Source organism: Nocardia sp. IBHARD005 (genome assembly GCF_052814245.1).
In genome coordinates this window covers 3559816-3572371 of sequence record NZ_CP199935.1, presented here as the reverse complement: position 1 = coordinate 3572371, position 12556 = coordinate 3559816, and the positions used below count along the sequence as shown (strand labels likewise).

Sequence of the window (12556 nt, the reverse complement as noted above, 5' to 3'; positions counted from 1 at the left end):
GGTCGTCGAATCCGGCTCAGCGTGTGCGGCCGCGACGTTCCATGAGCCGCAACAGCATCGGCGTGAAGATCAGCTGCATCGCCAGGTCCATCTTCCCGCCCGGACACACGATCGTGTTCGGGCGGGACATGAACGAATCGTGCAGCATCGACAGCAGATACGGGAAGTCGATGCCGTGCGGGTCGGCGAAGCGGATCACCAGCATCGACTCATCCGGGGTCGGAATCGTGCGAGCGACAAACGGATTCGACGTATCCACCACGGGAACCCGCTGGAAGTTCACGTGGGTGCGGGAGAACTGCGGGCACATGAAGTTCACGTAGTCGTGCATGCGACGCAGGATCGTCTCGGTCACCGCCTCGGTGGAGTAGCCGCGTTTGTCCTTGTCGCGGTGCAACTTCTGGGTCCACTCGAGGTTGATCACCGGCACCACCCCGATGAGCAGGTCGGCGTACTGCGCCACGTCGACCCGGTCGTTGGCCACCGCGCCGTGCAGGCCTTCGTAGAACAGCAGGTCGGTGCCGGACGGGATCTCCTCCCATGGCGTGAACGTGCCGGGGTCCTGATCGTAGGGAGCGGCTTCTTCCTTGTCGTGCAGGTACTTTCGCACCCGGCCCGTTCCCGTCTCACCGTAGCCACGGAACAGCTTCTCCAGCTCTTCGAAGAGGTTTGCCTGCGGCCCGAAATGGCTGAAGGTGTGGTCGCCGTCCGACAGTGCCCGCGCCAGCTCCTCCTTCATGCCGGTCCGGTCGAACTTGTGGAAGCTGTCGCCCTCGACGTACGCGGCATCGATGCCTTCCCTGCGGAAGATCTGATCGAACGTGCGCATCACCGAAGTTGTTCCGGCACCGGATGATCCGGTGATGGCGACGACGGGGTGCTTGGCGGACATGAATCTCCTCCTCAGGTGGTGGACCGGTAGAGACCGCGTAGACCGAACAGCGGACTCCACGGGCCGTCGGGCTCCTCGGCCGCTTCGGCGTGGTAACTCACGATGCGCGCTACCTCGTCGCGGGAACCGAAAATGAACGCGATCCGCTGATGCAGCTCGGTGGGGGCGACCTCGAGGATCCGGTCACGGCCGGTCGAGGCGAGCCCCCCGGCCTGCTCGATCAGCAACGCGATGGGATTGGCCTCGTAGAGCAGGCGCAACCTGCCCGCTGTGGCCGGGTCCTTCGAGTCGCGCGGGTACAGGAACACGCCGCCGCGGGTCAGGATGCGGTGGGTTTCGACCACCAGCGACGCCACCCAGCGCATATTGAAATCCTTCTCGCGCGGGCCCGTCGCGCCCGCCAGGCATTCATCGATGTAGCGCCGCACGGCCGGTTCCCAGAAGCGGCGGTTGGAACTGTTGACCGCGTACTCCGACGTGGATTCCGGCAGTCGCAGATTCTGTCCGGTCAGGAAGAACTCGCCGAGCTCGGGATCGAGGGTGAAGGCGTGCACGCCGGTACCGACGGTGAGCACGAGTTGCGTCGCGGGGCCGTAGATCGCGTACCCCGCGGCGACCTGCTCGGTGCCGGGCTGGAGGAAGTCCGCCGTCGTCGCCTGCCCGCCGGGGGCCGGTGCGCGCAGGATCGAGAAGATGCTGCCCACAGCGACATTGACGTCGATATTGGACGAGCCGTCGAGCGGATCGAAGGCCAGCAGGTATTTGCCGCGCGGGTAGTCCGGCGGGATCGGATAGGGGTTGTCGAGTTCCTCCGACACCATGCCCGCCAGTTGACCGCCCCATTCGTTGGCCCGGAGGAAGAGGTCGTTGGCGACCACATCGAGCTTCTGCTGCTGCTCGCCCTGCACGTTCACCACTCCGGCGCCGCCGAGGACGCCGGTGAGCGCACCCGAGGCGATGCGCTTGGAGATCGCCTTGCAGGCCAGCGCGACGTCGAGGATCAGGGAATTGAGTTCACCGCTGGAACCGGGATGGCGGCGGCGCTCTTCGATGAGGAATTTGGTCAACGTCGTGCGATCGGTCAGCATCCTCCGAGGACACCACCGAACCCCCGGGCCGACATCCACCCGGGGGGTGAATCGCAGGGGTAGTTCCCGGCGATTCGTCACGTCAGAGGACCGGAACCGCCTGCGCTACCGGTGCGTCCTCGGACGTGTGCTGCCTGCGCAGCACGGTGGCGCTGATGACAAGGGCCGCGGCGAGCAGTCCGTGACCATCGTCGACCCGGCGGTAGCCGAAGACGTGCGCGCCGACAAGGCGCGAGCCGCCAGGTTCGTCGCGGGCTGCGCCGAACGAATGGCACAGCTGTACACCGGATCGCGGGGACCGCACGAGGAGCGCGGCGCTGACCTCGACATGTTCGTCCGGGCGGTGGACGCCTTGTGGGCCGACGACGCGACGGCAGCCGATTTCGCGATGTTCAGCGACGCCATCGAGCGGCTCCCCGAGCTCGCCGCGGAGGATGACGATCCGCCCGTCGACCCCTCGGACATAGCGGCGACCCTCGCGGTCGTCGCGCTCGTGCACGCGACCCGATACCGGGCGACCGGCGACGTCGAGCAAGCAGTGGCATGCGGACACGTGTGCCTGACACCTGATCGACCAGAACATCCCGGGCTCTCATCTGCGCGCAGACGAGGACGGGTTCCAGTCGCGCGCCATCAGGCCGGAGGAGACCGACTCGGTCCGACGGCGCGCGACCGATCTCGAGATCAGCCGCACCCGGCTGGCCGTGACACTGTCGAGAACCCGGGAATGAGTTCGGACTGCGGTCCGTTTACTGAGTGAACATCACCCGAAGAGAGGTTCACATGGAACTGGGGCTCACCACCTTCGCCGAGCTGTACCCCACCGGCGACCGGCCTGCGCCGACCGCTGCCGAGCGGCTGCGTCAGGTGATCGACGAGGCCGTCGCGACCGAGGCGGCGGGGCTCGATGTGTACGGCGTCGGCGAACATCACCGCCAGGATTTCGCCGCGTCCTCCCCCGCCGTCGTGCTCGCCGCTGCTGCCGCTCGGACCGAGCGCATCCAGTTGACCAGCGCGGTAACGGTACTCAGCTCCGACGATCCGGTACGGGTGTACCAGGACTTCGCGACGCTGGACGGGTTGTCGAACGGGCGCGCGGAGTTGATGGCGGGGCGCGGGTCGTTCACGGAGTCTTTCCCCCTGTTCGGGTACGACCTGGCCGATTACGACGCGCTGTTCGAGGAGAAGCTGGCACTGCTGCTGCGTGTCCGCGAGGAAGGCCCGGTTACTTGGACGGGCCGATTCCGGGCGCCGCTGCACGACGCGACGGTGTATCCGCGCACCGACGATCGCCCGCTGCCGGTGTGGATCGCGGTCGGCGGCAGCCCTGAATCGGTGATTCGCGCCGGCCTGCTCGGTCTGCCGCTCGCCCTCGCGATCATCGGCGGTGAGCCCGCACGGTTCAAGCCGCTGGTCGAGCTGTATCACCGGGCGCTCGCCGAGGGCGGTCATGAGAAGCAGCCGGTGGCGGTGCACGCGCACGGCTATCTCGCCGACACCGACGCACAGGCCGTTGCCGAGTTCTACGAGCCGTACGCCCTGGCGATGTCGACCATCGGCCGGGAACGCGGCTGGGGCCCGATGACACGCGAACAGTTCGACGCCCTGCGCTCGCAGCGTGGTTCGCTGTTCGTCGGCACCCCCGATGACGTGGCGGGCAAGATCGCCGAGGTCCGCGACACCCTCGGCCTCGACCGCTTCATGCTGCACACCAGCGTGGGGACGCTGCCGCCGCAGCAGGTGCTGCACAGCATCGACCTGCTCGGGACGAAGGTGGCGCCGCAGGTGCGGTGAGGTCGGCGGAGTTCTATTCGAGCGCTGAGTCGATGCCGGCGGTTTGTGCGGCGCGGCGTTCTCGCCGCCGTCGGAGATAGCGGCGGATTCGGCTGGCGCACAGGTAGACCACCCACAGGCCGATCGCCAAGAGGATCGCGGCGATCACCGCCGCCAGCACCGGGAAGAACACCGCCAGGGTGATGACACCGCCGACGGTGACGTCTTCGGCGGTACTCATCGCGATATTGGTGACCGGTTCCGGGGAGGTATTGATCGCCATCCGCGTGCCCGCTTTGACAATGTGACTCAGCAACGCGGTTGTTCCGCCGACTGCCGCCGCGAACATCGTTGGCAGCGAATCATCCTGGCCCGCGATCAGGGCCGAGACGATCGCGCCGGAGGCAGGCCGCACCACCGTGTGCACCGCATCCCAGAACGAGTCCAGATACGGGATCTTGTCCGCGACCGCCTCGATCAGGAACAACACACCGGCAGCGACGAGCACATCGGTGCGTTGCAGCCCCGGTGGCACGTCACCGGCCCAGCCGATGCGCCCGAACAACCCGAGCAGAAACACCACCGCGTACGCGTTGATCCCGCTGGCCCAGCCCGCGGTGAAGATCAGAGGTAGTACCGACACTCGCTCAGCCTAAGCCCGCACACCAAAACCGCCCGGGAACCGCCGCCCCACACGTCAATGGCCGGTTAGCCGGTCGCCGACATCAGGCGCAACGGCGTTCGCGGTGCGGTGGCAGCATTGCTCCCGAATCGCAGGCTGTGCTGTCACCGATCGGTCGAGGTCGGCGTCGGCGGTCCGCCCGCCGACAATTCGGAGTTACCGGTCATCAGTGACATCCGTTGCAGGCGGCGGGGAGTCGCCGCGCGCCGGGCCGGTTGATACGTGCCCGGCGCGCGGCCGTGATTGCTACTACAAAGTCGTCGGGCTTCGCCTTCTATCGACGGCGAGTCCGCAGGACTTGCGGCGTCCTATCCGACTCCGCCACCGCCTTCAGCGCCACCGCTTTCAGCGCCACCGCCTTCAGCGCCACCACCTTTAGCGTCGCCATCATCGGCGTTACTATCCGCAGCGTCGCCATCTTCGGCGTTACTATCCTCAGCGTCGACCGCTTGGGCGCTACCATCCACAGCGCCGCTATCCACAGCGCCACCATTCTCAGCGCCGCCACCAGCTTCAGCGGGGCCACCATCATCATCGCCTTCGGCTTGGGCGGCCATCAGCGCGGTAGCACCGGACTGCGCGCCGGTGTCCGCCACTACCGGGCCGACGCCGAACAGCCCGAGGGCTGTTGGGGCGGCGAGCGCGGCCATAAGGGTGGTTTTGATCGTGTGATGCATCTGTATCCCTTCTCGAAGTGGAAGTGGTACGTGCTGATCAACATTGACGATTTTGACCGCCGCGGCACTCGCAATCCAGGAAAAAGAACATTCGGTGTGCAAATGTTACCGACCACTATTGCGCAGTTCGATCCTATCCAGGCTTTCCCGAACACTGGATTACGAACTATTCGATGCGGCAGGATAAGCGCTTCCAGCGGCAAAACAGCAATACTTTCGCGGGTGATCGGCGCCGTCGGAGGATGAAAAAGTAAAGGGCGCATCGGGGTTGATTTCGTTTCGATCGGTTTGTGCCGCGTCGCTGCCGGATTCACCGATGTGACCGCGGAATTCACCGAGGGAATTGCCGTTTGGACAGACATACGCGGCGCCGCTCACAGGAGTCGACGCACGGCCTCGACGATCGCGCGGCGGCGGTCATCGGCGCTCTCGGCCTCGGACGAGGAGGCGGGAATGCTGGTGACGTTGCTCGGGTTCCACGCGAGAGCGATGCTCAGGACGAGGGTCAGCAGCGTCGTGGGTGAGAATCCGGAGCCGATACCGTCCTCTTTCTGTGCCGCGGCAAGTGCGTCCAGTTCGGCGTCGCGCGCAGGTGCCGCGAAGGCTGGGTCGCCACGCTCCAGGCGGTGCCAGGTGGCCAGCCGGATGACTTCGGGGTTCCGGCGGCAGTAGTCGAACAGCCGTCCGGCGTACTCGGGGAGGTCGCCGGGGGTGAAGGGGGACCGAATCCAGGCCGTGGGGTGACGTGTGCGTCGAAGACCGCGTCGAAGACACACCGACGGGGTGCTCGGCGAGCTGGCGGCCGGCAAGTATCTGCTCCTCACCACGTTCCGCCGAGACGGCAGGGCGGTCCCCACACCCGTCTGGGTTTGCACGGAGGCTCCGAGCGCATGGTGGGCATCCGTATCCGGCTGGACGGTTGAGCGGGCGAACTGCTCGGCGAGATCTGCGGCCACGGGCGAGGTCCCGGTTTTCAGCCAGGGCGAACAACCTCGCTCGTCCGCAGGCGCCCCTGGCAAATTCGGGGTTTGGCGTGGGCTACAAGGTCGTGTCTGCCGACTCTGGACGTCAGTGCAGTGACGGCGCATACCGATCGGTACAGACTTTTCCTTGCCGCCACCACGTAGCGATGCGCATCACAGTATCGCTCGATTATGGCTTGAGTCACTGAGGTAGGTGGTGTGCGGTCGATCAGAGAGGAATTGTTGAAGATGCTTGCAATGAAGCAGCACATGCGCCGGTCCGTGGTGGCCGCCGCGCTCATCGTGGGAGTCGCCGTCGGGCACGGACTCGCAGCCACGTCCGCCGGCGCGGAGCCCGTCACCCCCTCGGACTTGCAGTCGCTCGCCGAGACGATCACCGATGGGCTGAGGCCTTCGCCGGACGGCAGGCAACCCGAGGCGATCGTCGACTCGGGCGGTAGCTCGGGAAGCGGATCCGGCGGTAGTTCAGGTAGCGCCGCGGGCAGCAGCTCCGGGTATGGACACAGCACGGCCGCTGTCCCTGTCGGCCAAGGCCCGGAACTTACCGCCCCGCTGGCCGCATTCGCCTATGGGCTCGCCAGTCCGGACATCGCCCCCGGCGGTGCGAACAGATGGGATTGCCGACCGAGCGCTGAGCATCCCAACCCGGTGGTCCTGCTGCACGGCACCTGGCTCAACGCCTTCGACACCTTCAGTTACCTCTCACCGCAGCTCGCCCGCGCCGGATTCTGCGTGTTCGCCCTCAATTTCGGTCGCTCCGGACTCCTCGAGGGTGGTGGGCTCGGTGCCGTGCTGCCCGGGCGCTACGGCGTCGGCCCGATGGAGGAATCGTCGCGCCAGGTCGCCGATTTCATCGAGCGGGTGCGCACGACTACCGGTGCCGCCAAGGTCGACATCGTGGGTCACTCGCAGGGCGGCACGATCGCGAACCACTACCTGAAGTTCGAAGGCGGCGCGGGCAAGGTCGAGAAGGTGGTGACCTACGGTGCCACCCACCACGGCACCACCCTGATGGGCATCGCCACGCTGGGCCGGGCCATCAACAACCTCGGCATCGACATCCTCGGTTTCAACGAACCGATCGTCGGAATATCGAACATCCAGCAGGCGGTCGGGTCCCCGTTCTACGCCACGCTGAACGCTGCGGGCGACACCGTCCCCGGCGTCGACTACACCGCGGTGGCATCGCGCTACGACGAGGTCACCAACCCCTATGACTGGACGTTCCTGCGCGCGGGCGACGGCGCGACGGTCCGCAACATCACCCTCCAGGAAGGGTGCGAACAGGACCTGTCCGATCACCTGACCCTCATGTACTCACCGCGCGCGGCCTCCATCGCCCTCAACGCCCTCGACCCCGTCAACCACCCGGCCCTGAACTGCACGTTCAACCCGTGGTTGATCGGTGGCGGCGGCAAACTGTGAGCTCTCGATGACCGGCCACACCGAAGTCGGGCTCGCGCGGGCGACCGACCGTATCGCGCACAAGATTCTCGAGACCATCCCGCGCCGTAGCCGACGAGGAAACGTGTTGCGAGAGAAGATCAGCGCCGTCGTCGCCGATTGTCTGACGCTGGTGTCCGACGCGGAGCGGACACACCGCGGCGCCCGGATGCCGCGCATTCGTCCGACCGCTGCGCGCTGGGCGAGCATCGGGGTACCGATCGACACCGTGCAGCACCATGTTCACGCGGGGTTCCGGCCATCCTGAACGGAATGATGCGAGCGACCCGGTCGCCGGCACCAGATCCGGAGCCGATCGAGAACTCGAAGCCGGGCGAACAAGATTCGCGAATGAGCCACTGACACTGACTGTCTGACAAGCAGGAAGGAGACGGTGTTGAGCGTTGACCGCCTGACCGACCACGGTCACGCGAGGATCATCGCGATATACCACGCATTGGACTTGACCCGAGCTCCAGCGCGGCACGACGGCGCATTTGCACCACGGCATCGTGCATCCGGAACCCGCGGCGGAAAGAGCAGTTCTACAAAACCGGACAAGTACGGATAGCGTCGGGAGCCGTGTCACCAGAAAATGTAGCGCAGTCCAGCCGTATCACCGCCGCCGTCCGGGTGGTGGCAGGTCTGCTCGTGCTCGCGTCGATCGCCGAGGTGGCGCGGCACCGCTAGCCCGAGTACCGTCCCGATCGCGGAGGGCAGTCCGAAGCGCACCGCGAGCCCCGGCAGCGATGCGTTGTCCACCCAGCCCGGCACCGGCGCGGAGAAGCAGCCCGCGGTCGCGCACACCGCGATGGAAACGGTGCGCCACAACGCTTCCCGGAACGCCTCGGACCCGAGTACCGAGGTCCACACCTCGGTGCCACGGCCGGTCGGTGTCCGCGTGGACTCGGTGAGCACCCGAAGAATCGGATAGCCCGCGATCCCGAGCACCGCGAGCACGGGCGGCAAGGTCCACAGGATCGGCAACCACGACCGACGCGGTGCCCGCGACGGCGGCGATACGTCGGGCCGATCGACGACAGCACTCACGACAGCACCTCGCTGATATCCCGCTCGCACGTGCTCGGTCCGATGCGGTGTCGGCCGACCGTGGCCGGCGCGGAAGCGGGGAGGGCAGGATTCGGCGACAGGGCCGCGGCACGGTGATCTCCCGGCCCAAACTCACCCAGCCACTGTCGCTGCACTCCTATACCGAGGGCGCGATCAGCCTCGGGCGTACCCCTGGCCGCATCCTCGTCGCATGGGAAGACGTCGCCGCCGACGCGGCGACGGCCACCGACCTCGAAGTAGAGCTGGGCACCGAGGTGATGCACCTGGAACGGGTCCTGCTCGCCGACGGTGAACGCGTGGGACTGGAGAGCACCTACCTGCCGCTGCACCGCTTCGCGGCCCTGCGCGGCAGCTATGACCCCACCACTTCGCTGTACGCCGCGATCCGCGCCACCGGCGTCGAACTCGCCGGTGCGCGCGAACGCATCGAAACCGTGCTCGCCGCCCCGCGAGAAGCGGGTCTGCTCGAATGCACCACCGCACTACCGATGTTGCTGCTGCACCGGCGCAGTGTCGACGCCGATGGCGCACCCGTCGAACGGGTGCGCTCGCTCTACCGAGGTGACCGCATCGCCGTCGAGGCGAGGCTGTCACCGGAGCCGGCGTAACCCCTTACTGCTCGGGCAGCCTTCGCCGTCCGCCTGCCACATCGGTGACCAGATCTGTGTAACCATCCACAAGCTCGGCCAGGTGGTACCAGTGCTTGTGGGTGTTGTCGCTTCGCGCGCCGTCGATGTCGATGGCCTGGTTGGCATCCACCCAGCTACGCGCCATCCGATCGACGACCGCACCGAGACTTTCGGTGTGCAGCGAGGCGCCGTTGCGGTGCAACGGGATCTCCTGGACACACCAGTCGTTGATGTCGTCGACGAGTTCACTTCGACGGCAATCGATCTCGGCGATCAATGCCGTGTCACGCACCTGCCCCCGCCGTTCGTGCAGTTCAGCGAGTGCGTGTGCTGATCGCAACAATTCGCGATCTTGAAATCGCCGCCCCTGAAATGCACACAACAATTGCGGAGCGGTCGGCAGTATCCCCATCACCGGCGCGCTCATCGCAAGGCCCCGAATTCACCCGACACCCAAGATTTGTCTACCAACATGATTGGCTCTCGATTCGGTTGTCCCGGTCATCTGTTCGGATTGTTCGCAACCAGGCTATCTGGATCATGCTCGCTCAGAAGACGAAACGCAAGATTGCGTTATCACTCCTGCAGTAAAGCCGCCCTGACAGAACCCGCAGTCACATCCGCAGTGCGGCACAGCCTTCCGGCGCGGCTCGCAGACGCGCCGAACACCATGACAACCCGACGTCGCCTTCTTCACCGATCGCGTGACATCGCGGCCGCGCAGCGCAATAATGCGATTCATGGCAGGCAAGCGAACGACCCTGACCGTCCGGCTTCGCCGACTCGCAGCCATGTTGCGCGAGTTGCGGGAAAGTGCCCAGCTGACAAAGGAAGACGTCAGCGCGCGAACCGGTATCAACGTCACCACGCTGTACCGGATCGAAATGGCTCAGGCGCGCCCACAACGCCGCACTCTCGGGGCCATGCTCGACCTGTATCAGGTGGACGACAAAATGCGCGAGGAAGCACTCAGTTTGCTGACCGACGCGCTGAAACCCGGCATGTCGCGCCCTTACGAAGGCGCTGTGTCCGAGGTGTATGCGAATTACATCAACTTCGAGGCGGAAGCATTGTCGGCCAGGCAGTACCAGACCTCGACGGTGCCCGGCCTGCTGCAGACCTTCGAGTACGCCGCCGCCGTGATCGACACCTCGATGCCACGCCTGGACGCCTCGGTGATGGAGAGCAGGGCGCAGGCGCGCATGGATCGCGCCATCAACCTGACCAAGGACGACCCACTGGAATTGTGGGTGGTAATGGACGAGGCGGCGATCCGCAGGGTGGTCGGCGGGCCCGCGACGATGGCGGGCCAGCTCGACCGGCTGCTCGACGAGACCAAACGCAAGAACGTGATCCTGCAGGTACTTCCGTTCGACGCGGGCGCGCACCCCGGCATGGCAGGCTCGTTCACGCTGCTCGACTTCCGCAATCCGGTCGACCCCGAACTGGTGTACGTGGAGAGCATGTCGGTGCACGACCTGGTGGAGGGGCACTCCGAGATCCGCCGGTTCGGCGTGATCTTCGATCAGCTCCGGGCGATGGCGTTGAGCCCTCGTGACTCGGCGAAACTGATCACCGAAGCACGCGACGCGATCACCCAGTCCGCGACCGCTCAGTAGCGGCCGGCGCGGCAGTACCGATCACCGCGCGATGGGCGCTGGAGAACTCGGTCAGAGTGTCGTGCGCGCCGAGAAGGGGGTTCTCGCCAGGATCTGGGCGATCTCTGGAAGAAGGTCGGGTGCGGTGAGTTCGTCCGGGGTCGCGTCGAGAACGAAGCCGGTGAGCGCACCGTCGACATAAGGGCGCCAATTGCGCACCGTGGCACCAGGATCGAGGCGATCGGTGCCGTCGAGTGCGCGGCCCGCGACGCACACGGTGAGGTCACCGGGGAGCCGCGAGGGTCGGTGGCCGGTCACCATGTCCGCGGCCGCGGCGCTCACCTCGGCGATGCGGTCGAAATCGCTGCCGGTGAGGTCGATCGTTCCCGCCAGTGCGGCGTTGATCGCCGCGGCGATCGAGGTGGACGTTGTCGCGCCCGCGCCGGCGCGTGCCCCGAAGGATGGGGTGTCGATGTCGGCGCCGAGCACTGCGGCGAATCGGTCGGCGGACAGCGGCGCGGGCGTGAGCGCCGTGGGGTCGGTTGCGAGTAGGACGACGCTGACGTGTTCGCCTGCCGCGCGGAGTCGCACCGCGACTTCGTGAGCGACGAAACCGCCTGCAGACCAACCGAGGAGCTGGTACGGGCCGTGCGGGGCGATGCGACGGATTTCGGCGAGGTAGCGGGTAACGTATTCGCCGATCGTGCGCGGTTCACTGCCGGCCTGCAGACCGTAGATCGGGACGCGGGGGTCGAGGTGGGCGACGAGGTCCACATAGTTCCAGGCCAGGACCGCTTCACCGGCCAGGCAGAACAGGGGCGCACCGTCGACAGAGGTGGTGCGTGGGCGGATCGGCAACACGATAGCCGTCGCCACGGACTCCGCGCGCTCGTCGACGGCGGATTCCGCCGGACAGGAATCGGGCCGGTCGGCCGTCCACCGGCAGGTGGACGGCATGGCGACCGGATCATCGCGAGTGCTCACAACAAATGATACGTCGTACGAAACCTCCAGCAGCCCAATACTTTCGGGGGCCTGCGGCCGTCGGGATCAGTAACTGTTCGACGGCAGGCTGCGGGCACCTGACCACAGGTCGTCGATCAGGCGCTCGTAGCTGTCGGCGAGGTCGTGGAGGCGGACCCACTCGTCGTAGAAGACCGATTCGGGGGCACCGGCCGAGCCGACGAAAGTCTGGGAGCAGTGTTTGGCGAGGCGGTCGACCAGGTCGCCGAGAGTTTCGCAGTGTTCGTCGGCCGCGGCGGGCGGCACGGGGGCGGCGAGGATGACCCAGCGATCGATCGCGCGCATCAACTGGCCGCGGCGGCGATCGATGCGCTCGGACTCGCTCTGTGGGGTCCGCTCGCGCAACTGGTGCAGCAGCGCCAGCTCGCCCGCGGCGTCGAGGATGGGGTGGTCATCGTGTGGCAAACCGCGGAAGGCCGCCAGGAGCACGTCCCGGCCGGGCAGCATCGCCCCTCGTCCCGAATGGCGCATGTCACCGCTCTCCCGCCGAGCCGACGACGTCAACGCACGAAACCTTCATCTGGCACACCTCCGGCTCGGGCACGACACCCCGGTGGGAGTGTCATCGCGTGCGGATGGAACTCGCCGAGCAGACGCGGATCGCGCCCACTCGGCAACCATTCCGCCACCACTGTCCCTTACAACGCCCGGTCGGCGGAAGCGAATCGACACCGGACATCCAAATTGTCCCCCCCGC

15 protein-coding genes are annotated in these 12556 nt (G+C 66.4%); 6 read left to right on the top strand and 9 right to left on the bottom strand.

The window, feature by feature from the left end:
* Positions 1-16: 16 nt before the first annotated feature.
* The 3 genes from ACTWPB_RS16660 to ACTWPB_RS16650 form a co-directional block, all read right to left on the bottom strand.
* Positions 17-892 carry a phosphoribulokinase gene (locus ACTWPB_RS16660; RefSeq protein WP_446221565.1) on the bottom strand — a complete coding sequence of 292 codons (876 nt, stop codon included), beginning with the start codon at positions 890-892 and terminating at the stop codon, positions 17-19.
* Between the two features lie 11 nt (positions 893-903).
* Positions 904-1980, bottom strand: a complete 1077-nt coding sequence (locus ACTWPB_RS16655; protein WP_446221564.1) for a class 1 fructose-bisphosphatase — start codon at positions 1978-1980, stop codon at positions 904-906.
* An 82-nt stretch (positions 1981-2062) separates the two neighbouring features.
* Positions 2063-2533, bottom strand: coding sequence for a hypothetical protein (locus ACTWPB_RS16650; protein ID WP_446221563.1), 471 nt, complete (start codon positions 2531-2533; stop codon positions 2063-2065).
* A gap of 230 nt (positions 2534-2763) precedes the next feature.
* Between ACTWPB_RS16650 and ACTWPB_RS16645 the strand changes: the two genes are divergently transcribed.
* Entirely contained in the window at positions 2764-3774 is a 1011-nt protein-coding gene (locus ACTWPB_RS16645) for an LLM class flavin-dependent oxidoreductase (RefSeq protein WP_446221562.1), read from the top strand.
* A gap of 13 nt (positions 3775-3787) precedes the next feature.
* Here ACTWPB_RS16645 and ACTWPB_RS16640 read toward each other — a convergent pair whose 3' ends face one another.
* Entirely contained in the window at positions 3788-4396 is a 609-nt protein-coding gene (locus ACTWPB_RS16640) for a DUF4126 domain-containing protein (protein ID WP_446221561.1), read from the bottom strand.
* 278 nt (positions 4397-4674) lie between these two features.
* On the opposite strand from ACTWPB_RS16640, the gene ACTWPB_RS16635 reads away from it, so the two are divergent.
* A complete protein-coding gene (locus ACTWPB_RS16635; RefSeq protein ID WP_446221560.1) occupies positions 4675-5358 on the top strand; it encodes a hypothetical protein in 684 nt (227 codons plus the stop codon).
* 128 nt (positions 5359-5486) lie between these two features.
* Here ACTWPB_RS16635 and ACTWPB_RS16630 read toward each other — a convergent pair whose 3' ends face one another.
* Entirely contained in the window at positions 5487-5921 is a 435-nt protein-coding gene (locus ACTWPB_RS16630; RefSeq protein ID WP_446221559.1) for a hypothetical protein, read from the bottom strand.
* Positions 5922-6332: 411 nt separating this feature from the next.
* Here ACTWPB_RS16630 and ACTWPB_RS16625 point away from each other — a divergent pair, with 411 nt between their 5' ends.
* Positions 6333-7520, top strand: a complete 1188-nt coding sequence (locus ACTWPB_RS16625; protein WP_446221558.1) for an esterase/lipase family protein — start codon at positions 6333-6335, stop codon at positions 7518-7520.
* Positions 7521-7527: 7 nt separating this feature from the next.
* Positions 7528-7806, top strand: coding sequence for a hypothetical protein (locus ACTWPB_RS16620; RefSeq protein WP_446221557.1), 279 nt, complete (start codon positions 7528-7530; stop codon positions 7804-7806).
* A gap of 317 nt (positions 7807-8123) precedes the next feature.
* Here the strand turns inward: ACTWPB_RS16620 and ACTWPB_RS16615 are convergent, their stop codons facing one another.
* Positions 8124-8588 (bottom strand): hypothetical protein, encoded by a 465-nt coding sequence (locus ACTWPB_RS16615; protein WP_446226552.1) that lies wholly within the window; start codon positions 8586-8588, stop codon positions 8124-8126.
* Between ACTWPB_RS16615 and ACTWPB_RS16610 the strand changes: the two genes are divergently transcribed.
* On the top strand, positions 8540-9217 hold the full coding sequence (locus ACTWPB_RS16610; protein ID WP_446221556.1) for a GntR family transcriptional regulator: 678 nt from the start codon (positions 8540-8542) through the stop codon (positions 9215-9217). The two genes, ACTWPB_RS16615 and ACTWPB_RS16610, sit on opposite strands and share 49 nt — an antisense overlap.
* A 4-nt stretch (positions 9218-9221) precedes the next feature.
* Here the strand turns inward: ACTWPB_RS16610 and ACTWPB_RS16605 are convergent, their stop codons facing one another.
* A complete protein-coding gene (locus tag ACTWPB_RS16605; protein ID WP_101468584.1) occupies positions 9222-9581 on the bottom strand; it encodes a DUF4254 domain-containing protein in 360 nt (119 codons plus the stop codon).
* Between the two features lie 397 nt (positions 9582-9978).
* Between ACTWPB_RS16605 and ACTWPB_RS16600 the strand changes: the two genes are divergently transcribed.
* The gene (locus ACTWPB_RS16600; RefSeq protein ID WP_446221555.1) at positions 9979-10857 is read left to right on the top strand and encodes a helix-turn-helix domain-containing protein; all 879 of its coding nucleotides are present in this window, start codon (positions 9979-9981) and stop codon (positions 10855-10857) included.
* Between the two features lie 51 nt (positions 10858-10908).
* Here ACTWPB_RS16600 and ACTWPB_RS16595 read toward each other — a convergent pair whose 3' ends face one another.
* Together ACTWPB_RS16595 and ACTWPB_RS16590 are read right to left on the bottom strand one after the other, a co-directional pair.
* Positions 10909-11820, bottom strand: coding sequence for a thioesterase domain-containing protein (locus ACTWPB_RS16595; protein ID WP_446221554.1), 912 nt, complete (start codon positions 11818-11820; stop codon positions 10909-10911).
* A 66-nt stretch (positions 11821-11886) separates the two neighbouring features.
* Positions 11887-12363 (bottom strand): hypothetical protein, encoded by a 477-nt coding sequence (locus ACTWPB_RS16590; RefSeq protein ID WP_446221553.1) that lies wholly within the window; start codon positions 12361-12363, stop codon positions 11887-11889.
* Positions 12364-12556 lie beyond the last annotated feature (193 nt).